The following is a 22,234-nucleotide window of genomic DNA, read 5'->3' as shown; positions in this document are numbered from 1 at the left end:
TTACATCTCTCTTGATAGTCTAAATTCTATGCTCTATTAATTCGAAACTCGCGTTTCCCGTAAAATTAAATAAAATAGCATTAGCTAGAAATATTAATTCACAACAGTTAGAGCAACTAATTACTGACTTTAATCAGAATGAATTGATAGAACAAGATTTAATAAAAGTACGAATAATTGGAGGTAATGATTCGCCTGAATAATCATCTAAATACTTGGAAGATATCCGTACTACTTTAAATGGTATTGATAATAATACTAATATGATTAATATAATAGGTTTAATGCATGTAAAAATATACATCCCAATTCTTTTGAATTAGATGGCTATCACGGGGGAGTTAGAGCTTTAGATTAATTGTAGAATATTAAATTGATACTATTAGAAGAGAAAATAGCTGAGGGGGCATAACTAATAGCAATATTTATCTTTATGGTCCATTTAGTGAAGAAATAAAGATAGGTATGATGTATTTATACGTGAAATAGGCACAAGCCAAGCCTAACATAGTACCGATAACGATTATACGGAATTTTGCAGGACTAAAAATAAAATAACTATTCCAAGAATAATTACTATTTTTATTATATCATCTGTCGTATAAGAGCTAGAATTTATAGCATAAACATTTAGATTTATACCTAGAAATATTATTATACATAATAAGTTTTTAAACATTTTATACCTCTATAGGCCCAGTAGTTAATCCATTTATAAATTGTTTTAAATAAGGATTATCACTATTACGCATTTCATCTTTACTACCGTACCATTTAATTTTTCCTTGATAAATCATAGCTACTTCTTTAGCTATTTTTGCGGCACTAATCATATCATGAGTTATAGTAATCGTAGTTGCCCCTAACTCTTCTTGGATTTTTATAATTAATTCGTTGATAACATTTGCCATGATAGGATCAAGCCCTGTGGTCGGTTCATCAAGAAATAAAATCGACGGTGTACTACAAATAGCCCTAGCAAGGGCTACTCTTTTTTGCATTCCTCCCGATAATTCGGCAGGATAAAGCTCGAGTATTCTAGGGGATAAACCAACGGAATTAAGCTTTGCACCGGCAAGGTCGTTTTTTTCTTTCTTAGATAATTTTTTAGTCTCGAAAGTAATATTATCACGTATATTTAAGGAGTCAAATAATGCTCCGCCTTGGAATAAAAAACCTATATCGTCCATAATCTCAAATTTTTGTTTACTTGAGATATCTTGGATTTCTACATTATCAATAAAAATTTTACCTTTATCAGGTTTAATTAATCCTACTATATTTTTAATTAGAACCGATTTGCCGCTACCGGAACCACCTAAAATAACTAATGAACTGCCCTTTTTTACATCCAAATCTATTCCGTCTAACACCTTATGATTAGCAAATGATTTATATAATGACCGAATTTTAATTTTAAATTCTTCTACACTCATGCATACTCCAAATAAACAAAAAAAACTGTATACTCGTTTAATTTGAAAAATTGGTTTTGTTGTTTTATATTTTTTGATCCTCACGTGCGTTTATGTACGCTGCGGTCAAAAAATATAAAACGCCTAGCTCTTTTTCAAATTAAACGAGTATACCTATACTTTAAAAAATAATTCGGTTATTAAATAATTACTGATTAAGATAAGGATAGAAGAATTCACTACTGCCGAGGTAGTTGCTCTGCCAACTCCCTTAGCCCCTTTACCTGAATAATAGCCGCTATAGCAACTTATTATAGAAATAATAAACCCAAAAACTCCCGCTTTAACAAGACCGGAAATTACGTCAATCGGTTCTAAATACTGAAAAGTACTGGTTAAATAAGCTGCACTATTAAAATCAAGTTTATATACCCCTACCAAATAACCGCCCATAACACCAATTATATCCCCGATTAAAACAAGACAAGGCATTGTAATAATAGCTGTTATTACTCTTGGAAAAACTAAATATTTAATAGGATCGGTAGATAAAGTATATAAAGCATCTACCTGCTCCGTTACTCTCATTGTGGCTATTTCGGCGGCGATTGATGCCCCAACTCTTCCCGCTACCATTAGTCCGGCTAAGACAGGCCCAAGCTCTCTAGTCAGCGACAATACTACTACCGTTGCAATAGAGCTTTCAGCTGAGAAGCGGGAAAAACCGTTATAGCTCTGTAATGCAAGTACAGCCCCTGAGAAAAAAGTCGTCATCGCAACAACCGGAAGCGAGTGAAACCCGATAAATAATAATTGTCTGATGATTAAACTCAAATATAAAGGCGGTCTTATGATACTGCTAACGGCAGCAAAGCTAAATAGAGAAAAACTACCTACACTTTGTGCAAACTTTATAGTACGTTTACCGACCGAATTAGCTATATTTAATAACATTTGTATTTTTTCTATTTAATTTATGTCACTTCTGCGAAAGCAGGAATCCAGTAACCTCTAATGTCATCCCGCGACTTGATCGCGGGATCCAGTCTTTTCTAATTTTTTTCTGGATACCGTGGTCAAGCCACAGTATGACACAGATATCTACCCGATATACTTTCTTTTATATCTACTACCAAGGTTAGTTAATACCTCATACCCGATAGTACCTATAATACTCGCTATTTTATCGGGTGTGCAATAATTTCCGATAATTTCCGCTTCCTGCCCTAGAAAAATCTCGGACGGTGGTAGATCGGTAACATCGATATTTATTAAATCCATCGATACTCGCCCTACTATAGGAACGCTGCGACTGTTAATAAATACTTCACCTTGATTGCTAAAATTACGACTAAACCCATCGGCATAACCAAGCGGTAACGTTGCAATGACACTATCACGCTTAGTTGTAAAAGTCATATTATAACCAATATAGCTATCTAGTGTCAAATTCTGTAAGTGAATTATAGGAGCTTTTAAGGTTACGGGATTCTTTGTTAAGGGATTAAGACCGTATAAGGCTGCCCCCGATCTTGCTAAATCAAAATGGTAATCCTGTCCTAAAAATATGCCGCCGGAATTAGCAAGACTTGCTTTGACGTTTGGGAAATATTGTAAATAAGCTTTAAATCTGTTTAATTGTTCTAGATTATAAGGATTATCTATTTCCTCGGATATAGCTAGATGGCTTATAATATATTGTAAATCTAGCCCTTTTAACAAATCACGATCATTAATTAGCTGCTCTATCTCATCAGAACTTAAGCCAAGACGATTAATCCCCGTATTGAAATGTAAATAACAAGGCAATAATCGGTTTTTCAAATTACTAAATTTTTGCCAAATTTCTATTTGTTTTAAGTTATTTAGAACAGGTGTTAAATTATATTCTATCAGCTCTAAAGCATCATGTTCAAAAACGCCGTTAAGAATTAAAATATTAACATCTAATCCTAAAGCGTTGCGTAAATTCACTCCTTCTTCACTTGAGGCCACAAAAAAATGCCTACAATTTTCTTCTATTAAAGCTTTAGAAATTTGTACTGCTCCAAGACCATAACCGTTAGCTTTAACGGCAGCACCGACTAATGAGGTTTTGCAAATATCTTGTAATAAAAGGTAATTATTTTTTATTGTAGATAGATTTATTTCTACAGTACACAAGCTCATAGTATATTTATTAACTCTTTTACGATGATAGGCAATACGGGTATTATATGAAATTTTGTAGATAAGTCACTTGTTTCTATAGTATCCGTGATAAAAATATTGTCTATTAGGCCTCTTGCATAACTTGCTTCTAAAGATAATTTGTACGTCAATCCAGTACTCGCATCCTCACGTACTAAAGTGTACGCTGCGGTGCTGCGTTCCGTGTTTCCTACAAATTCCTCTTTATTAGCTTCGTTCTCCAAGAGGCCTATTATCGAATTTTTAGAACCGGCAGAAAGCACTGCATGAGTTATAAAAGCACTAACCGACAAAGCCGAATGTTCCTTTAAAAATCTCGCTGCTTTTACGATTGTTTCTCCACTATCTATAATATCATCAATTAATATGCAATTTTTGCCCTCTACACTACCTGTTATTGATATCATCTCACAATTATTATTTATATCCCTTTCTTTGTTTATATAAGCTGAATCTATATTTAGTAAATTACTAATTTTTTGAACTCGATTGATACTTCCTTTATCAGGTACAACTATAACGAAACTGCTATAAGTTCTTAAAAATGGAATATATAAATTTATAGGTTCAAGATTAGAAACAGGAATATTAAAAAATTTCTCTATTTTATCGGAGTGTAAATCAATAGTAATTACATGGTTTACTCCGAGCTTCTCTAAAAAATCTGCTATTAACTTAGCAGGAATTATATTTTGAGAATTTATATTATCTTGCCTTGCATAACCAAAATAATGCATTACTAAAATTATTCGATTTGCTCCCACTTTTTTTTTGCTGCATCTACTAGCAAAAACAGCTCAATTAAGCGATCATTAACGGGTTTTGATGTAGATTGTACTATAATTATATCTTCATTATGAAACGATTTTTGAATTTCTACTTTTATTTCGGAATCATTGAAATAGGTAATTTTCGGCTCAATATATTTAATATTTAATGCTATAGCTAAACGCGTTGCGAGTAACTTATTACTACTGCCTGCTAAGATTTTCATGTGAGTGATTTATGTTGTTTAACGCTATTAGCGAACGGGTTTTGTTGCGTGGATATCTAATCGTCATTGCGAGCAGTCGTAGACTGCGTGGCAATCTCATGCAATAATAACAAACTCCTGAGATTGCTTCGTCAATTGCTATGCAATTTCCTCGCAACGATGACGAGGTGTCTACGCAACAATACCTCCTCACAATGACGATTTAAGATGACAGTGAAATAAGCTTAAGAACGACTTTCTAATTTTTGTATTAGTACCTCAAAGCCTTGATTTTTTAAAGTATCGGTAAACTCGTCTTGTTGAGCTCCAATAAGACTTACACCTTCCGTAATTATATCAGAAACTTTAAAAACGTCTTTTCCGTTTCCTTTCATTTCACGTACAAGATATTCTACTTTAATAGGGTCTTGCTCTTTATTACTAATGATATTCATAGCAACCATAAAATCGGTCGAGCTTAAAGGACGAACTCCTACTATTTTAGGCTGTTCGCCTTTATAATCTTTTATTAAATCAGTATAAGATTTAGTAACATATTTAGAGTAAACTTTGATGAATTCCTGAACCTGCCCACCTGATAAAGTTTTTATCCCATTTCTGCCTAATGTATATTTAGCCATCCAATCAAAATCTAGGTTCTGAGACATTAACTCACGTGCTTGAGCAATTTTTACTCGCTCAGATAACTTACTATCGTTTAATATACTAGAAGCTTCATTTACTAAATTAATAACGTAACTGTTCAAACCGGCAGGCACTTTTTCATTAGAATAAGCGGAAAACGTCATAACTAATAAAAATAAACCTGTAATAATTTTTTGCATATAATCCTCTTTAATTTCATTAATTCTTGGGTTTAGGACATTTAAAATTTTCAGGATATTGAACCGATGCTTCACGAGCACGATGTAATCCTGATCTAATAGCCACATAAGGATCGGTAGAATTCTTCATCACATAATCACTAAACGGTAATACAACATATCGATCGTTTATTTTACTAACTGCTAGTACTCCTAAGTCAAAATCATTATGAGTGTAGTACATTAATGGATTAAGAGCATAATTAGTAATTACTGAATCCGTCATATCTCTTGCGTTAGTACTACCGATTATCGGCAATACTAAATAAGGACCTGGGGCAACTCCATAATGTGCGAGGGTACTACCGAAAGTTTGACGATCAGACGGCAAACCTACTTTACCTGCCACGTCAAATAAACCGCCTATGCCAAACGTCGTGTTAATGAGAAACCGCCAAACGCTTTTCATAGTTTTATCGTAATTTAACTGAAGCACGTAATTTACCGCCGTAAGCGGTGTATCAACATTACTGACGAAACTATTAACGCGTGCTTTTACGTAATCATTCGTGATGTTCCTATAAACTATCGCTAAAGGACGCAATATTATATAATCTAACACAGAATTAAATACAAACACTTTACGGTTAAATTTTTCGTATGGATCATAAACTTCTAAGCAACCATTTTCATTTCTTCCACCATTATAGTTATATATGTCATTATCAACATATTCAAGATCAGCTCTTATCGATAATGAACATAAAATAATGGATAATATAATTAATATTCTCATTGATTTATGCTGTTTTCTTACAAACAATAATACTATATTTATTGTTTTCCGCCAGTATTATTTCTTCCGAAGTTAATATAGTAAAATTATTTTTTTGTAAAAAATTATTTATTTCATTCAAGTTAAAAATAAATTCTTTGCGTGTTACTGAAAATTGTGTCTTCGTCGCATTCGGTAAACAAAGGGCAAAATACCCTTGTTTATTAAGAGATGAGTATATTAAATTAAAATATTCTATTAAATTGTTAGTAAACGATAATCCGCAAAAACTAAAAATAATATCAAATTTATTAGAGTTTTGTTTTAAAAATTCATCGATAGCAATATTATATATTTGATCGTAAATTTTAGTGTTCGGGTAATATGTTTCTTGTAACTCATTCATTAAAGCAGAAACTTCTACACCGGTTAAAGTAAAACTTTCCGGAAGACGTTTTTGTATTTCATAACCTACAAGTCCTATATTACTTCCAAGTTCCAAAATAGAGTAATTATCCGGTAAATCAGATATCTGCTTAAGTGCTTCATTAACACACCTATACGGAAGATGGATATTTTTATCGTTATTAAAAATAGTAGGATAATATTGTGCAGTTAAATCACGATATTTCCCACAAATTTCTTGAGGTATTTCAGTAATATCCTTATAATTTTTTAAAAAATTTATAAATATAGATTTATATTTTGCATTAGATTTTTCTAAATATTCTATAGCTTGCCTGTAATTATTTTTTAAAAAATAAACCCATCCGAGTTGATAATATACTTTAGAATCATTAGGATTAAAAAATTTATCGACTAGTTTAAACCTAAGTAATGCATCATTTAAATTACCTTTATATAAATGATCGAGTCCAAGTTGATAATTAGTTTCGGCTAAATGAGAGAATTTATATTTACAATTACTTATATAATTTTTAAATTCTAAAATTTTATTCTTAATAAAATTCAGTATATTTATTATAGTTAAGCAATAATGTTTGATTTTGTCTTTTATTTTACCGAGCATAGTTTAATTACTAAATTAATATTACTTACTATAATAAAGCATATCTTGATAAATTTTTAAATAAAATAATAATTTTACTTGTAAATTAATGGAATTGAAGCTAGGATGTACATGTTATATGTACATCAGTAGGTAGCTCATGAACTCAATTAGCGGCACTTCATTTAGAAAAAACTTAAGCTCTGTACTAAATACCATAGAAAACGATCATATCCCTTATCTTATTAAAAGAAAGAATCATAAGAATATTATTCTTTATAACCAAAGAAGAATATGAATCTACAAAAGAAACATTATATTTAAATCCGGCTAATGCGAACCGAATAAAAAAATCTATCGAACAAGCAAAAAGAGGAGAGTTTCCTAAAGTTAATTTAGATGATTGAAATTGAGTGGACACTAGAAGCAGCGGAGGATTTAGCGTATTGGAAAAAATACGATATTAAAAAATATGAATGTATTAAACCTCTAATAAAAAATATCCAAGAAGCACCGTTTACAGGTATAGGTAAGCTCGAATCTTTAAAACATATATTATCAGGTTTATGGTCACGTAGAATTAACCACGAACATAGACTAATATTATTCTGTCAATACTAAACAAATTATAATATATAATTGTAGATTTCATTATAAAAATTAATATTTATTTCTTGAAATTACCGATTTTACTATAGCTTTCATTTAATACGGACTCAAATTATGTCAATTATTTCTACGAGGCTAAGTTCTATAAAACCGTCACCAACCCTTGCAGTCGTAAAAAAAACTCTTGAACTCAAAAAAGCAGGAGTTGATATTATCACACTCGGTGCCGGTGAGCCTGATTTTGATACGCCTGACAATATTAAGGAAGCGGCGATTAAAGCAATTAAAGACGGCTTTACTAAATATACTAACGTTGAGGGTATGCCTCTTTTAAAGCAAGCAATAAAAGACAAATTCAAACGTGAAAATAATATAGATTACGAACTTGATGAAATAATAGTAAGCACCGGCGGTAAGCAAGTTATATATAATTTGTTTATGGCATCTTTAGACCAAGGGGATGAGGTAATTATTCCAGCACCCTACTGGGTTTCATATCCTGATATGGTTGCACTTAGCACAGGAACACCTGTTTTTGTAAATTGCGGAATTGAAAATAACTTTAAATTAAGTGCAGAAGCTTTAGAACGTTCAATTACGGATAAAACTAAGTGGCTTATTATTAACTCACCTAGTAATCCAACAGGTGCAAGCTATAATTTTGAAGAACTAGAAAATATTGCTAAAGTTTTAAGAAAATATTCACATGTAAACGTAATGTCCGATGATATTTACGAGCATATTACTTTTGATGATTTTAAATTTTATACATTAGCCCAAATAGCACCTGATTTAAAAAAGAGAATATTTACCGTAAACGGAGTATCTAAAGCTTATTCTATGACGGGTTGGCGTATAGGTTACGGTGCAGGCTCTAAAGCTTTGATTAAAGCAATGACTATTATTCAGTCGCAAAGTACTTCAAACCCTTGTTCAATAAGTCAAATGGCTGCTATTGAAGCATTAAACGGTCCTCAAGATTATATAAAGCCTAATGCTTTAAATTGTCAAAAAAAGCGTGATCTTGCTTTATCAATTTTGAAAAAAGTAAAATATTTTGAGTGCTATAAGCCGGAAGGGGCGTTTTACTTATTTGTTAAATGCGATAAAATATTTGGACATAAAACTAAATCAGGAAAAATTATTGCAAATAGTAATGATTATGCCGAATATTTACTTGAAGAAGCAAAAGTTGCCGTAGTACCCGGTATCGCTTTCGGCTTAGAGGGATATTTTAGAATCTCTTATGCTACTTCTATGAAAGAGCTAGAAGAAGCTTGTATTAGAATTGAGAGAACAATCGATGTCATCCCTGCTTAAGGCTTTGCATGGATACCAAATCGTCATTGCGAGCAGACATAGGCTGCATGACAATCTCGTCAAATATCCTGAGATTGCTTCGTCACTTACTTCGTAATTTCCTCACAATGACGGAAAAGTTAAAAAGCCACCTAAACCAACAAAAAAATAATGCAGAAAGTTTTTAAAAAATTTTTAAAAAATAATAAATACGTACTTAGTATAATTACTATTTTACTATATTGGTATTTGCGTTTTGTTTACTTTACTTCAAAGCAGAAATTTATATTTTACGATAACGGCAATAAGGAAAAATTCCTAAACGAACAAGGAGTAATCTTTGCATTTTGGCATAATATGCTTGCCTTAAGTCCGGCTATGTTTATAGGACATAGAAATATCTATGCTTTAATATCACCGCATTTAGACGGGGAAATTTTAAACGATCTAGTAGGAAAATTCGGTTGCAGAGTAATAGTAGGTTCTACTAATAAAAATCCAATTGGAGCTTTACGTAATATTATAGGTAAGTTATCTCAAGGTGCAAATATAATAGTCACGCCGGACGGTCCTAAAGGACCGGTATATAAAGTAAATAGCGGCATTACCGAAATTGCCTATAGATATAACACAAAACTTATTCCTATAGTCAGCTCCACTTCTAGATGTTTCAGATTAAAAAGTTGGGATAAATTAATAATACCCCTACCGTTTGGTGCCATTAAAATCATAGTTGGCTCACCTTTAGAACTCACAAATGATAAAATACAAAACCATATAAGCCTTGAAAAACAATTAGCAAGCTTAACAGAGAGTTTAAAGAAATGATGTTATTATATTATGCTTTAAGCTTTATATTATTACCTGTTTATTTTATCATAATTCTTATACGTTTATTAATAGGTAAAGAAGATATAAGACGCATCCAAGAGCGTTTTGCTATTGGCAAACACAGACAAGACGATTCATTAGACTTCGTGCAAACGTCCGCTAATAAAGAGGAATTTAAAGGAGACACTTCACTGCGAACCACAGCGTACACACTAGTAAGTGAGGATGAAGGGTTAGGATCGACGTATAAATTACCTTTAGAAGCAAGTTATGTACGAAGGCTGATATGGATTCATGCAGCAAGCGTTGGCGAGTCTATGGCAGCTTTAACATTAATACATAATATAAGTAAACGCTACCCTGACGTTCGTTTCCTAGTAACTTCTTGGACTAACAGCTCTGCTAAAATATTAACTGCCAAATTACCTAAAATAGCAGTTCACCAATTTTTACCGATAGATAATATTATTTTTACTCAAAAATTTTTAAGAAATTGGCGACCTGATTTAGGCATTTTTATAGAATCGGAATTATGGCCGTGTACTATTAATGAGGGAGTAAAGCAGTGTAAATTACTACTAGTTAATGCTCGTATTTCCGATAAATCGTTTAAAGCTTGGCTAAAAAGAAAAAGCTTTTTTCAGCTTATTCTCAAAAATTTCAGTAAAATTATCGTGCAAAGCGAGCGTGACTTACAAAAATTCAATGAACTTGGCGTATCAGATGCAGTGAATTTAGGCAATATTAAATTTGCCAACGAAAAACTTCCAGTCAATCAAGAAGAGTTATCAAAATTAAGCTTACATTTAGACAATAGGCGAGTCGTGCTATTTGCCAGCACTCACCCGGAAGATGAAGAGGTGATTTTGCCTATAATCAAAAACCTAAAAGAGCAGTTTTTAGACTGCTATATTATCTTAATTCCAAGACATCCTGAGCGAGTTAAATCAATCATCGATAATTGTAAGTCACATAATTTATCCGCTACCGCTAAGTCGCAAAATGATTTACCTGTTTTAAGCAATGATCTTTATATAGTTGATAGGTTCGGCGAAATGGGACTATTTTTTTCTGTAGCTACAATTTCTTTTATCGGCGGTTCTTTTAAACAAGGCGGACATAATATTTTAGAAGCGGCATATTTCTCTAATTGTATTATATTCGGTCCCAATATGAGCAAAAACACCGATATCGCTAAAGGCGTACTGCAAAATGAAGCAGCTATCCAAATCAAAAACGGTGAAGATTTACTAACCAAACTAACATATCTACTCAGGTCTAATAATTCTCTAGAACTTAAAGCTTACCGCGGAAATGCTTTAAAATTTGTTAAGGACAACCAAAAAGTCCTAGATGAATATTTAAAAGTAATTACGAAGTTTCTTAGGTAGGAGTATTAGGTGGAGTTTGCTCTAAAGGATCTACAGGATTAGTTGTCATCGACTGAGTGGGAGTACTAGTATTACCTCGAGACGAAGGATGCTTTGTTATATAAGTTATTTTACTTTCGGCATCAGTACCGAGTACTGCTATTTGTCCACTTCCTATCTTATAGGCGTTTTCTATAATTTTACTTCCTGTGCCGGTAACTTTTACTGCCCCTTCTACTGCCTTATAACATGCATAACCGACACATACTATAATAACTCCAAGCAGTTCTGCATCATTATCACTATAATTAGCTTGTCTCCTACGATGCTCTTCGGCAGCATAAATTTGTGTAGCATATTCCTCTTTTGTCCCTGACATAAAATGCTCTTCATTTAAACTAATAATAATAATTAGTGTAGGATTTTCTATTATTAAGTCAATATAAATCTTTTATTATAAAGTAAAAAACCGAAAATTATTTATTAATAGATAGTTGATTGTAGTTAGAGAGATATTATAAATACGAGTTTAGAATAAGCACTTATCCTAAATTCGCCTTTGTTTGCCTTGAAAAGGTGTAAGTGAGCATTCACGAGTTTTTTACTGTCACCTAGTTCAATCGACCACGGGAAGGTATTGTTGCGTGGATAGAAAAATACATCCAGTGTGTCATACCGTGGTTTGACCACGGTATTCATAAAAATAACTAGTATTAGTTGTTTTTATATTTTTACTGGATCCCGTGATCAAGTCGCGGGATGACAGGATGGGATTGTGTCTGCACAACAACGCATGCTCGCAATGACGATTTGGTATCCACGCGGGAATGACATTGAAGCTATAAAACAAGCCCATTAACCTTGCGTAATGGCAGCTACTTCATCGGCAAAGTTTTTTTCTTCGTGTTCTATACCTTCACCAAGTTCGTATCTAATAAATTTGGCGATTTTAATTTCTGCACCGAGTTCTTTTTCAGCATTTTTAATTACTTCCGCAACGGTAAGTTTAGGCTCAAATAAGAAATTTTGCTGAAGCAATACAACTTCCGAGAAGAATTTACGTATTCTACCTTCTACCATTTTTTCTATAATATTATCAGGCTTTCCTTCTTCTTTAGATTTCTCAAAAAACACTTTTCTCTCACGCTCTACGAGTGCTTGATCCAAGCTTGAATCATCTATACTTTGCGGGTTATTTCCTGCTACATGAACAGCAATTTGTTTAGCTAAAGCTTCTAGTTTTGCTTTATCTTTTGCGTTAGACGCAAGACCTACTAATACGGAAATTTTTCCTAAATTCGGTACAACTTCATTATGCACGTACGAACCGATTGCTCCTTCAGATATCTCTAATATATCCATACGACGTAATGTTAAATTTTCACCGATTGTAGCGATATTTTCTATAATTTCTTCTTCAACTGATTTACCGCTTTGCATTTTAAATGTTTTTAGCGTGTCTATAGCTTTTGCAATTACTGCAAGATTTGCAATATCCTTAACTAGATCCTGAAACTGCTCATTTCTAGCAACAAAATCCGTTTCGGAATTTACTTCAATTACCACTCCGGTAAGCCCATCAACTTTTGCAGCCGTTAAACCTTCAGAAGCAATGCGTCCGGCTTTCTTTGCAGCAACAGCTAAACCTTTCTTACGAAGAAAATCAATAGCTTCTTCAAAATTACCGCTGGTTTCTATTAATGCTTTTTTGCAGTCCATCATACCTGCACCGGTTTTTTCTCTTAATTCTTTAACCGCTGCAGCACTTATATTTATTTCACTCATACCTTACTTTCTCCTTAATTATTATATTTGGCTTGGGTTGTAGCTCGAAGAACGACCTCGGTGTCACCCAGTGGCTTGCTCCTGGGGTCCATAAAAACAATTTAAAATACTAATATTATTAGTATTCTAAGCTGGATCCCGCGATCAAGTCGCGGGATGACAATGGGAAAACCGATCCATGCAACAACACTTATGCATTATCAGAATTTTTATTTTCATCGACATCATTTAATGCTTGCTTAAATTCTGTATTTGCCTCTTCATCAATATTTTTCGTTTTAGAGAATTTTTTAGCTTGTTTTAATTTAGAAACATTTTTAGAAGTTAACGCCTTATCTGTATGCTCTTGCATAGCACCCATATCAACTCCTGAAGCTTTCATTGATTCTTCAAGTCCTTGTAATGCCGCATCTGCAAATAAACTACAATAAAGTCTTATTGATCTTATAGAATCATCATTACCCGGAATCGGATAATCTACATTATCAGGATTAGAATTAGTATCAACTACTGCAACTATAGGAACATTAAGCTTTACCGCTTCATTAATTGCGATATGCTCTTTATTAGTGTCAATAACTACTAGAAGATCAGGTTTAGAATTAAGATTTCTAATACCGGCAAGAGATAGAAGTAATTTATCTTTCTTACGGCTCATATCGAGTATCTCTTTCTTAGTATAACCCATAAGTGCTTCTTCGTTTTCTAAGGTTTTGTCTAACTTATTTAGCTTTTCTATTGAACCAGCAATAGTTTTCCAGTTAGTTAGCATACCACCAAGCCATCTATGATTTACATAATACTGTCCGCATTTTTCGGCATATTCCGCTATAATATCACTTGCCTGTATTTTAGTACTTACAAATAATATTTTACCGTCTTTTTTTACGGTTTCATATATTGCATTCAAAGCAACGCTCATTAAAGCGACACTTTGTCTTAAATCGATTATATGAACATCATCACGTTCACCATATATATAAGATGCCATTTTAGGATTCCAGCGTGAGGTCTTGTGACCGAAATGCACGCCCGCATCTAATAATTCTTTAATGTTAACAGATGGTATTTTTGACATTTTTAAATTCTCCTAATTGTTAGTTTATACCTCCGTAAGATGTCCATTCTAATGAACTAACATATATCTTACGTGTGAATTTTTTGCTTAAGTTTTGGATAATCGTCATTGCGAGCAGCCGCCGTAGGCTGCGTGGCAATCTCATGAAATAATAACAAACTCCTAAGATCGCTTTGTCAATTGCTATGCAATTTCCTCGCAATGACGACTTATAAGCCTATAAGTTATATACGCATATTGCGTAATTTACAAGCTTTTATTCTTTTCGCCAAATAGTAGTACCGTCAAGTTGATCTTCTAGAATTATTTTTTCCTCTAATAACTGGTTACGAATTTGATCGGCTAATAACCAATTTTTTTGTTTTTTTGCTTCCAAACGCTTATTTACAAGCTCATTTATATAGAGTTCATCCACACCGCTATTAAACCACTCGTGTGGAGTCTTATTCATTAAACCAATAAAATTAGCACAAGTAATAATAGCAGAGGCGTTAAGCTGCCTTTCTTCTTCAGTTTTAGAAATAAAAACACCTTTAGCGTAGTCATTAATTATTTTAACGGCAAGCGGCGTATTCATATCATCAAGTAAGCTTTGCATGAAATCATGAGGTAAATCTATTTTCTGTACATTAATATTTTCTATAGCTCTATACCAATAATCTAAAGTTTTCTTAGCATCTTCTATAGCTTTATCATTATAATCAAGAGGACGCCTATAGTGACTACTTAATAAAAATAACCTTACTACTTCTCCTTGAATTTGTTTATCCATTAAATCCCTTACGGTAATAAAATTACCAAGAGATTTACTCATTTTCTCACCATTAACCGTTAGAAACCCATTATGTACCCAATATTTAGCATAGGTAGAACTTGGAAAAGCACATCTACTTTGAGCAATCTCATTGGTATGATGTGGAAAGATTAAATCTGCTCCGCCGCCGTGAATATCAAAATTCTCACCTAAATATTTGTAGCTCATGGCTGAACATTCAATATGCCATCCAGGGCGACCAAGTCCCCAGGGGCTTTCAAAATTCATATTTGCCGATTCATTTTGCTTTGCCGGTTTCCATAATACAAAATCTTGTGGATTTTTTTTGGTTTTACTATTTTCTACATGTACTCCCTCAAACATTTCTTCTAAATTTCGGTTAGATAATTCCGTATAATTTGGAGCTGATAAAACATTAAAATAAACATGATTATCAGCAATATATGCGTGATCTTTTGCTATTAAGCGTTCTATTATTGCGATCATTACATCAATATGCTTTGTAGCTTTCGGCTCAATACTAGGTAACATACAACCTAAATATGCCATATTTTTATGAAACTCTTTTGTAACTTTATCAGTCAACTCATCAATAGTAACACCAAGTAGTTCAGCTCTATCGATAATTTTATCGTCAACATTCGTAATATTACGTACATATTTTACTGTCTTCTCACCGAATATTTTTATAACTATACGATAAAGTAAATCATATACTACTCCCGACCTACCATTGCCTATATGAGGATTATCATAAACAGTCGGTCCACATACATATATTTTTACGTTAGCTTGATCTTGAGGATTAAAAACCTCTTTAGTACGGCTAAGAGTGTTATATAAGTGAAATTGAATTTGCATATTTTATTTACCAAAACTGAAGTACATTTCTTTCAAAAGTAGTATTAACATACTCCTTTTGAAAAAAGTTTAAAATTCGGAGTATATTAGCATGTGATATATTAAACATATTTTGGCTAAAAAATTCATTGGTTAACAAATATTAGTAATTAATAGTTTACATAAGTTAACAAATATTATATAACTCGCCTCGTTTATATTAAAAAAATAATAACTAATCGAGGTTTGAATGAATTTCTACTCAAAAAAATATGTTTTAACTTTTTTCATGTCAATATGTTTGTTGACTAGTAGCTTTTTAAGTACAAGTGCTAGAGCGGCAAGCTTTAAAGATTTAGTTAGTAAAACCCCGGCATGGAAAAAGTACAATTCAACACAGCAACAACATATTTGGAAAGATTTGACTCCAAATGAAAAAATCAAAAAATGGCAAGAAGCAGATTTAGTTCCTAGTTTTACCCAAGCACAAGATGATCTAGGAATAAAGTATAAGGAAACAGCTTTATCAAGTTTTGTAGATAATACTAGACATAAAGCAAGACAAGCAAGAGCTAAAATTTTATTATACATCGAAAGAGTAAAACAACAGGATTTTGATACAAAAAAACAAGAATATATCAATTACGGTGTACTTCCTACAGATATAGAAGCAGCAACAAATCTTGGAATAAGTTATGACCCTAGCAAAATAGACAATAATGTAGAAACCGATCAAAAGGTACGTCGTGCAGAAAAAGACAAAAAAGCGGTAATCGACCTATATATCAGCTCAATAAACAGAGATATAAAATACAAATATTATGTTGATAAGGATATTATCCCTAAAATGCAAGAAGTAATGACTACTCTTAACATGAATAAAGATGATGCAGAATCTTTTGTTGCTTCAATAAGAACTGAAATTATGGAAAACGCAAAGGAACAATATATAGCCAATAGCCATGTTCCTACAAAAGAAGAGTTAACAAATAGGTTTGGTACATCTCGTTATGATAACAAAGACGGCTATATTAAGTCAATAAGACTTAAAGTTATGAACAAAGAAAAGCCACAATATATAGCTGATAGTAGTATTCCTACAGAAGAAGAGCTAGAGAAGAAATTTGGTGCTAATAAAGATGAGGCAACAAACTATATCGCATCAATAGCAACTCAGATGATGTTTGATATAAAACCGTACTATATAGATAATAATATTACCCCTAACACTAAAGAATTAATGCATAAATTTAAGATAGGGAAAATAAAAGCACTTTCTTATATAGATCAAATAAAAGCCGGAATAAAGGCAAAACAGTTGCTAAACAACAATGACACTACTAAACAGCCTGCCAAATTCTCTCAAAAAAAGAGTGTAAGCAAAGACGATTGGTATACGTGGTCAAATCAAGGTGAACTTAATAAAGATAAAGGAGAATCTTCAATAATTTCCATTGGTAGAAAAGAGAAAAAACCATATTTTTTTAATCCTATAAGTACTTTTAGAACTTACCTTAATAATAAAGAAAATAAGGATAAATTAACGCTCTCTCAACAGAATATAAAGAGAATAATACAACAAGAAGAATATATTAAAGACTTTAAAGATCTTATTAAAACAGATCCTATAGCAGCATTAAATCTTGAAGTAGATAGTAGTTATAAACAAGAAGCAGTAAAGATTATCTTAAGTGATTTTAATGATGATACTATTCAAAGGGTATTATTTAGCGATGATACGGAACGATTAGATTTCAATACCAATATTGACGTTAAAAATAGACCTATTTTAAAAGAATTATTAGAAAATAGTTCTTCTGAAGAAAAAACTAAATTTGTTGAAAGAATTCAAGATTATGCAATACGAAATATATCTAATAGTAAATTTGAAGAAAAGGCACGATTAGATCTTGTCAAACTAGCAGCAAGTAAAGATAAGAGTTCAGTAGAAAACTTTCTAGCTCTGCAATTAGAGTTAAAAAACAAAATGCACCAATATATTGCAAAAAGCGTCTATATTTTAACACCAGAAATAGTAAACGAAATAAATATAGAACTAAAAAATAAAGGACTAATAACAGATAGTTTAACTCAAGACTATATAATTAAACTAACCAAAGCAGTAAATAAACAAACATTAAATTCAGCAATTAAAGTAATATTATCTGATAGTAGCATACTTAACAATGAAATCAATAAAATTTTAGGGTTAGCAGTAGGTAATAATGCAAATAATTTAGAACAAGCACAAAGCGGCATTCCGAATCCACCACCTCTACCACTAAACATGAGTATTCCGAATCCACCACCTCTACCACTAAATGGAAGCATGCCACCCCCACCACCTCCCTTAAATTCTCAAGACTTTAGTAGCAACTCTAATGATTTTGATTTAAATAAGTTACAAGCAGAATATCCTAAGATATATACATCATATATTCAGTTTACTCGCAATACTACTGTTCAACCAAAAGCACTACTTCAACTTACAACTTCTAGTGCACACAGGAAAATGCCAAAGACAGCTTATGCCAAACTATATGTAAAATATAGAACTGAGACAGGAGGTAAAAAAGCTGATGATTTACAAGATCAGCTTATAAAAAGACAAGCTGATCTTACAAATGTTATACGTCAAATATTAACAGAATCATACGCCAACCAAGGAGCTGACACGAAAACTCTTGTAAATTTATTTAGCATTTCAACCCCTGAAATCGCAGAAAAAGCTAAAGAAGCTTTTAACACCCTTATCCAAGACCCGTATATACAAGATATAACCGTAAATGGTAAGAAAACAATAACAAGCGAAGATATAATTAAAAATCTTTTCAATGAAGACACTGATGATGCAGTAAAACGTATTTTATTATCGTCATGTAAAATGCCTGAAGAATTAAAGATACCTATTCAACTTGAACTCAATAAATCAGAATTGATTAGAGAGTTACAGAACAAAAAAAATCCGTTTGCACAATTAGAATTTGCCTATACTAATGCACAACACTTCGATCAAGATATATTTGGCGATAGAGTCAAAGAGTTAATTAACAACCCTAATATATTAACTATAGAACAACAAGCTACTTTTTTAACAAAAACAGATACACACTTAAGAAAAACAATTAATTCTGATCAAGCACAGGCTAAACTTGATGATTTAAGAACAGCTATTTTAAGCACAATAAAATTTGAAGAATTAATTACAGTAGATTTATCTCAACATGAGTTTATTGCTATAGTAAAGGAAAAAAAACCCGCATTATTACAAGAGCTTTTACAAGCTATTACTATCAAACTAACAAATAATAATTCAGATCAATTAAGATTAGCTTTGCCTTCATTTACAGGCATGAGCGATGAACAACTAAGAATTCTTACTAGTAAATTAAATACAACTACAATATTAAGAGCTCTTCACGAGTGCTCGCAAGAAAAAGTTAAAAAACACATCCATACCGGAAACATGCCACCACCGCCACCGCCGCCACCACCACTGCCTAATTCACAAGATTTGGAATCAGCTTATCTAACAAGATTAGGGATTACTAGATTCAATACAAATACACATATTTCAAAAAAAATTTCAGAAGCTTATAAATTCAAATCCGATATAGGTTTAAGATATAGAAAATTTACTTTATCAGGAGAAAAAGCAGCAGGATATAAAGCAAAATACTCTGATGCCGATTTATTTAAAAAAGCTATAGTGGAATCAGTAGCATTTGAGCATTTAAAAAATTTACCTGAAGCTCATCAAAATAAGACGTATTTTGAAAAAATCCAAGAAGCAGTCAACACTATGCAACCTAGCTTTATAGGTCCTAGAACTGAAATAGGGCAAGAAGTACATAATATTTATACTTCTAAAGTTTTGGAATTAACAAAAGATAAAAATTTTATTGAATATATTGAAGGTAATATTATACCTAAACAAAAATTAACGGAGGCATTTAATACTGCTAACTCTGATTTTATAGGTCCTAGAACTGAAATAGGGCAAGAAATACATAATATTTATACACAGCAATTGACAAAATATCCAGAAGAAGCGGTAAAAGAGGCATTTAATACTGCTAACTCTGATTTTATAGGTCCTAGAACTGAAATAGGGCAAGAAGTACATAATATTTATACTTCTAAACTTTTAGAGTCAGCAAAAGATAAAGAATTGTTTCTATCTGTTGAACAATTACTAGTAGAGTCTACTGAACTAGAACAAAAATATGGTAGTGATATTCAATCAAAAAATAGTAACAATAGAAAGAAAACAGGACATTTAGATCCGGGACGATTGAAATTATTCGAACAAAAAAACAAAGCTACAAATGACGAATCCTTAACAAAGGATGATACACAACCTGAAGATAGCAATAAAAAGTCAGAGCAATCTGATTCAAAAACCGTTTTATCACCGAGATCATTGTATTCTAACGATAGCAAAAATGATAAATCATCAGATGACAAAAAATCACTTCTAGCATTAAGATCTAGTGATGAAGACGATAAAGGGTATGAAACTGATGAATCAGATGACAAAAAATCACTTCTAGCATTAAGATCTAGTGATGAAGACGATAAAGGGTATGAAACTGATGAATCAGATGACAAAAAATCACTTCTAGCATTAAGATCTAGTGATGAAGACGATAAAGGGTATGAAACTGATGAAGAAGAATTAGAAGAAAGCGATAGCACCACTAACGAAGAATTAAAAAAAGATATAGTTTTAGAAAGCGAAGATGAAGCTATCGATGTGTCATTCAAAACTGAAGCAATTACAGAACAAGATGAGGCGACACAGAAACAACAGGTATCTGATGACACTAGTAGGAAAGTAACAATATTAGTTAAGGCGACTTCAACTCTTCACAAACCTATTCACTATAATATTTTAAGTGATAGATTAAAGGTTGCTGCAATAGGGGCCGGTGATGAAGAAGCTAGTATAAACAGAGGGGTATGGATTAGCAGCTTATACGACATCAGAAAACAAAAAACTTGGAAGAATATTCCAAAATATCAAAGTCGTACAACCAGCATAACTATCGGAACTGATGCTGAATTCATCAATAGTCATGATGTTATAGGAATAGCTTATAGCCGTTTGGAATCCCTAATTAAATATAATAAAAAACTAGGGAAAACAACAGTTAACGGTCATCTTTTAAGCATTTACGGTCTAAAAGAACTAATTAAAGGTTTCTCATTGCAGGCTATAACATCTTACGGTCATAATTATATTAAGAATAGATCTAAAAGTATTGATAATATAATTGGGAAATATCAAAACAATAATTTAAATTTTCAAACTTTATTAAATTATAAATATCGTACAAAATACGATTTATATTTTATTCCTAATATCGGTTTTAAATATGATTATTTAAGAGCTAGCAACTATAAAGAGTATAATGTAGATATAGAAAATCTCATGATTCAAAAGAAATCAAATCAATCATTTGAAAGTAGCCTTGGCGGTAAAATAGTGTTTAAGCCTATAGTGACCACAAACAATATAGTATTAACACCAAGTTTGTATGGTAATATTGAGCATCACTTCAATAATAAAAATACAAAAGTTAATGCAAAAGCGACTTTTAAAGGACAACCATTACAAGAAACAATTATTATACCAAAACAACCTAAGCTTGGATATAATATCGGTAGTAATATAATTATGAGTAGAAAAAATATAAATGTTCTACTTGAGTATAATTATTATACGCATAGAAAGTATCAAAACCATCAAGGAATTATTAAACTAAAAGTCAATTTGTAAATCACCAATAGAAAATTTAAATAAGGATAAGCTTTTCCTAAGAGCTTATCCTTTCTTAATGAATAAGCTTATTAACCAAACTCCTACATAGAATACTAGAGTACTAAATATAGTAAAAAATAGTTTAAATGAATAGCTATTAAGTACAAGATGACCTAATTGGTCAAAAGGAAAAATATTAAATAAGCTCATAATCCCAATTACAATAAAAGTATAAATAAAGAAATTGCCGTACTAAAATTATTTCTTATCCATAAATAGATATTAATATCAACAAGTTGAGCTATATAACAGGCAAAAGTTGATGCTAAAAAGATATATGGTATGAATCAAATACTTTATGAAAAGTTATGTTGTCAACATTAGACCAATTAGTAGCTTCCAATTTATCCATGAGACTTATTATTAAAATTACTATTATATTAAAAATAATAGCAAGCTTTACACAAAAATTGGCTCTTTCTTTACCGTAAAACTCAGTTATTAAATCCGTTAATAAAAAAGTTAACGGGTAAAAAATTGCTCCTATAGATAATTCAAGAATATAAAAATTAAAAATATTAAGGTAAACAAATTTTTGATATATTAAGTTTCCTGCTTATAATAAGGACTGTAAAAAACGTACATAAACAGTGGATTTTACCGATCCACGCGACAATAACAACAAAGGTAGACAATG

16 protein-coding genes and 5 pseudogenes are annotated in these 22,234 nt (G+C 31.8%); 6 read left to right on the top strand and 15 right to left on the bottom strand.

The window, feature by feature from the left end; translation table 11 throughout:
• Positions 1–143 precede the first annotated feature (143 nt).
• Positions 144–358 (top strand): annotated as a pseudogene (locus AB4K15_RS02465) (hypothetical protein).
• A 73-nt stretch (positions 359–431) separates the two neighbouring features.
• On the opposite strand, the pseudogene AB4K15_RS02460 reads toward AB4K15_RS02465, so the two are convergent.
• From AB4K15_RS02460 to AB4K15_RS02415, 10 genes and pseudogenes are all read right to left on the bottom strand, one after another.
• Positions 432–679, bottom strand: a pseudogene (locus AB4K15_RS02460) (DUF5510 family protein).
• 1 nt (position 680) lies between these two features.
• Positions 681–1,436 carry an ABC transporter ATP-binding protein gene (locus AB4K15_RS02455; RefSeq protein WP_032073820.1) on the bottom strand — a complete coding sequence of 252 codons (756 nt, stop codon included), beginning with the start codon at positions 1,434–1,436 and terminating at the stop codon, positions 681–683.
• A 153-nt stretch (positions 1,437–1,589) separates the two neighbouring features.
• Positions 1,590–2,369: an MlaE family ABC transporter permease gene (locus AB4K15_RS02450; protein ID WP_032073819.1), complete on the bottom strand. Its 780-nt coding sequence runs from the start codon at positions 2,367–2,369 to the stop codon at positions 1,590–1,592.
• A gap of 147 nt (positions 2,370–2,516) precedes the next feature.
• Positions 2,517–3,584, bottom strand: a complete 1,068-nt coding sequence (locus AB4K15_RS02445; protein ID WP_032073818.1) for an alanine racemase — start codon at positions 3,582–3,584, stop codon at positions 2,517–2,519.
• 80 nt (positions 3,585–3,664) lie between these two features.
• Positions 3,665–3,868: pseudogene (locus AB4K15_RS02440) on the bottom strand (palindromic element RPE1 domain-containing protein); the annotation flags it as partial.
• Positions 3,869–3,901: 33 nt separating this feature from the next.
• A pseudogene (gene prs / locus AB4K15_RS02435) lies at positions 3,902–4,342 on the bottom strand (ribose-phosphate diphosphokinase); the annotation flags it as partial.
• Between the two features lie 8 nt (positions 4,343–4,350).
• A complete protein-coding gene (locus AB4K15_RS02430) occupies positions 4,351–4,599 on the bottom strand; it encodes a ribose-phosphate pyrophosphokinase-like domain-containing protein (protein ID WP_500224296.1) in 249 nt (82 codons plus the stop codon).
• Positions 4,600–4,823: 224 nt separating this feature from the next.
• Complete coding sequence (locus AB4K15_RS02425) at positions 4,824–5,423, bottom strand: MlaC/ttg2D family ABC transporter substrate-binding protein (RefSeq protein ID WP_032073816.1); 600 nt, start codon at positions 5,421–5,423, stop codon at positions 4,824–4,826.
• Between the two features lie 19 nt (positions 5,424–5,442).
• A complete protein-coding gene (locus AB4K15_RS02420; protein ID WP_032073871.1) occupies positions 5,443–6,198 on the bottom strand; it encodes an MlaA family lipoprotein in 756 nt (251 codons plus the stop codon).
• Between the two features lie 4 nt (positions 6,199–6,202).
• Entirely contained in the window at positions 6,203–7,207 is a 1,005-nt protein-coding gene (locus tag AB4K15_RS02415; protein WP_032073815.1) for a methyltransferase domain-containing protein, read from the bottom strand.
• A gap of 378 nt (positions 7,208–7,585) precedes the next feature.
• Here AB4K15_RS02415 and AB4K15_RS02410 point away from each other — a divergent pair, with 378 nt between their 5' ends.
• The 4 genes from AB4K15_RS02410 to waaA all read left to right on the top strand — a co-directional run bounded on the left by AB4K15_RS02410 (position 7,586) and on the right by waaA (position 11,316).
• Positions 7,586–7,807 (top strand): Txe/YoeB family addiction module toxin, encoded by a 222-nt coding sequence (locus AB4K15_RS02410; protein ID WP_500224291.1) that lies wholly within the window; start codon positions 7,586–7,588, stop codon positions 7,805–7,807.
• A gap of 102 nt (positions 7,808–7,909) precedes the next feature.
• Complete coding sequence (locus AB4K15_RS02405) at positions 7,910–9,115, top strand: pyridoxal phosphate-dependent aminotransferase (protein WP_032073814.1); 1,206 nt, start codon at positions 7,910–7,912, stop codon at positions 9,113–9,115.
• A gap of 150 nt (positions 9,116–9,265) precedes the next feature.
• Positions 9,266–9,922 (top strand): lysophospholipid acyltransferase family protein, encoded by a 657-nt coding sequence (locus tag AB4K15_RS02400; RefSeq protein WP_032073813.1) that lies wholly within the window; start codon positions 9,266–9,268, stop codon positions 9,920–9,922.
• Positions 9,919–11,316, top strand: coding sequence for a lipid IV(A) 3-deoxy-D-manno-octulosonic acid transferase (gene waaA, locus AB4K15_RS02395; RefSeq protein ID WP_032073812.1), 1,398 nt, complete (start codon positions 9,919–9,921; stop codon positions 11,314–11,316). The genes AB4K15_RS02400 and waaA overlap by 4 nt, the downstream gene beginning before the upstream one ends.
• On the opposite strand, the gene AB4K15_RS02390 is transcribed toward waaA, so the two are convergent.
• The 4 genes from AB4K15_RS02390 to cysS form a co-directional block, all read right to left on the bottom strand.
• Complete coding sequence (locus AB4K15_RS02390; protein ID WP_032073811.1) at positions 11,309–11,674, bottom strand: hypothetical protein; 366 nt, start codon at positions 11,672–11,674, stop codon at positions 11,309–11,311. The two genes, waaA and AB4K15_RS02390, sit on opposite strands and share 8 nt — an antisense overlap.
• A gap of 476 nt (positions 11,675–12,150) precedes the next feature.
• Positions 12,151–13,080 carry a translation elongation factor Ts gene (gene tsf, locus AB4K15_RS02385; RefSeq protein ID WP_032073810.1) on the bottom strand — a complete coding sequence of 310 codons (930 nt, stop codon included), beginning with the start codon at positions 13,078–13,080 and terminating at the stop codon, positions 12,151–12,153.
• A 190-nt stretch (positions 13,081–13,270) separates the two neighbouring features.
• On the bottom strand, positions 13,271–14,158 hold the full coding sequence (gene rpsB / locus AB4K15_RS02380; RefSeq protein WP_500224286.1) for a 30S ribosomal protein S2: 888 nt from the start codon (positions 14,156–14,158) through the stop codon (positions 13,271–13,273).
• Between the two features lie 256 nt (positions 14,159–14,414).
• Complete coding sequence (gene cysS, locus AB4K15_RS02375; RefSeq protein ID WP_032073808.1) at positions 14,415–15,794, bottom strand: cysteine--tRNA ligase; 1,380 nt, start codon at positions 15,792–15,794, stop codon at positions 14,415–14,417.
• A 229-nt stretch (positions 15,795–16,023) separates the two neighbouring features.
• On the opposite strand from cysS, the gene AB4K15_RS02370 reads away from it, so the two are divergent.
• Positions 16,024–21,555 (top strand): autotransporter outer membrane beta-barrel domain-containing protein, encoded by a 5,532-nt coding sequence (locus AB4K15_RS02370; RefSeq protein WP_500224281.1) that lies wholly within the window; start codon positions 16,024–16,026, stop codon positions 21,553–21,555.
• 45 nt (positions 21,556–21,600) lie between these two features.
• Here the strand turns inward: AB4K15_RS02370 and AB4K15_RS02365 are convergent.
• A pseudogene (locus AB4K15_RS02365) lies at positions 21,601–22,214 on the bottom strand (queuosine precursor transporter).
• Positions 22,215–22,234: the final 20 nt, after the last annotated feature.

It is taken from the genome of Rickettsia aeschlimannii, from assembly GCF_047973405.1.
Lineage (GTDB): Bacteria > Pseudomonadota > Alphaproteobacteria > Rickettsiales > Rickettsiaceae > Rickettsia > Rickettsia rickettsii.
The sequence above is the reverse complement of the archived record's forward strand: the minus strand, read 5'-3'. Positions and strand labels throughout refer to the sequence as shown.

Coding starts and splice junctions, on each gene's coding strand:
- cysS (WP_032073808.1), bottom strand. CDS start 15,794: ATGCAAATTCAATTTCACTTATATAACACTCTTAGCCGTACTAAAGAG.
- AB4K15_RS02370 (WP_500224281.1), top strand. CDS start 16,024: ATGAATTTCTACTCAAAAAAATATGTTTTAACTTTTTTCATGTCAATA.
- AB4K15_RS02420 (WP_032073871.1), bottom strand. CDS start 6,198: ATGAGAATATTAATTATATTATCCATTATTTTATGTTCATTATCGATA.
- AB4K15_RS02445 (WP_032073818.1), bottom strand. CDS start 3,584: ATGAGCTTGTGTACTGTAGAAATAAATCTATCTACAATAAAAAATAAT.
- AB4K15_RS02400 (WP_032073813.1), top strand. CDS start 9,266: ATGCAGAAAGTTTTTAAAAAATTTTTAAAAAATAATAAATACGTACTT.
- tsf (WP_032073810.1), bottom strand. CDS start 13,080: ATGAGTGAAATAAATATAAGTGCTGCAGCGGTTAAAGAATTAAGAGAA.
- AB4K15_RS02430 (WP_500224296.1), bottom strand. CDS start 4,599: ATGAAAATCTTAGCAGGCAGTAGTAATAAGTTACTCGCAACGCGTTTA.
- AB4K15_RS02455 (WP_032073820.1), bottom strand. CDS start 1,436: ATGAGTGTAGAAGAATTTAAAATTAAAATTCGGTCATTATATAAATCA.
- AB4K15_RS02425 (WP_032073816.1), bottom strand. CDS start 5,423: ATGCAAAAAATTATTACAGGTTTATTTTTATTAGTTATGACGTTTTCC.
- AB4K15_RS02390 (WP_032073811.1), bottom strand. CDS start 11,674: ATGTCAGGGACAAAAGAGGAATATGCTACACAAATTTATGCTGCCGAA.
- AB4K15_RS02415 (WP_032073815.1), bottom strand. CDS start 7,207: ATGCTCGGTAAAATAAAAGACAAAATCAAACATTATTGCTTAACTATA.
- AB4K15_RS02410 (WP_500224291.1), top strand. CDS start 7,586: ATGATTGAAATTGAGTGGACACTAGAAGCAGCGGAGGATTTAGCGTAT.
- AB4K15_RS02450 (WP_032073819.1), bottom strand. CDS start 2,369: ATGTTATTAAATATAGCTAATTCGGTCGGTAAACGTACTATAAAGTTT.
- AB4K15_RS02405 (WP_032073814.1), top strand. CDS start 7,910: ATGTCAATTATTTCTACGAGGCTAAGTTCTATAAAACCGTCACCAACC.
- rpsB (WP_500224286.1), bottom strand. CDS start 14,158: ATGTCAAAAATACCATCTGTTAACATTAAAGAATTATTAGATGCGGGC.
- waaA (WP_032073812.1), top strand. CDS start 9,919: ATGATGTTATTATATTATGCTTTAAGCTTTATATTATTACCTGTTTAT.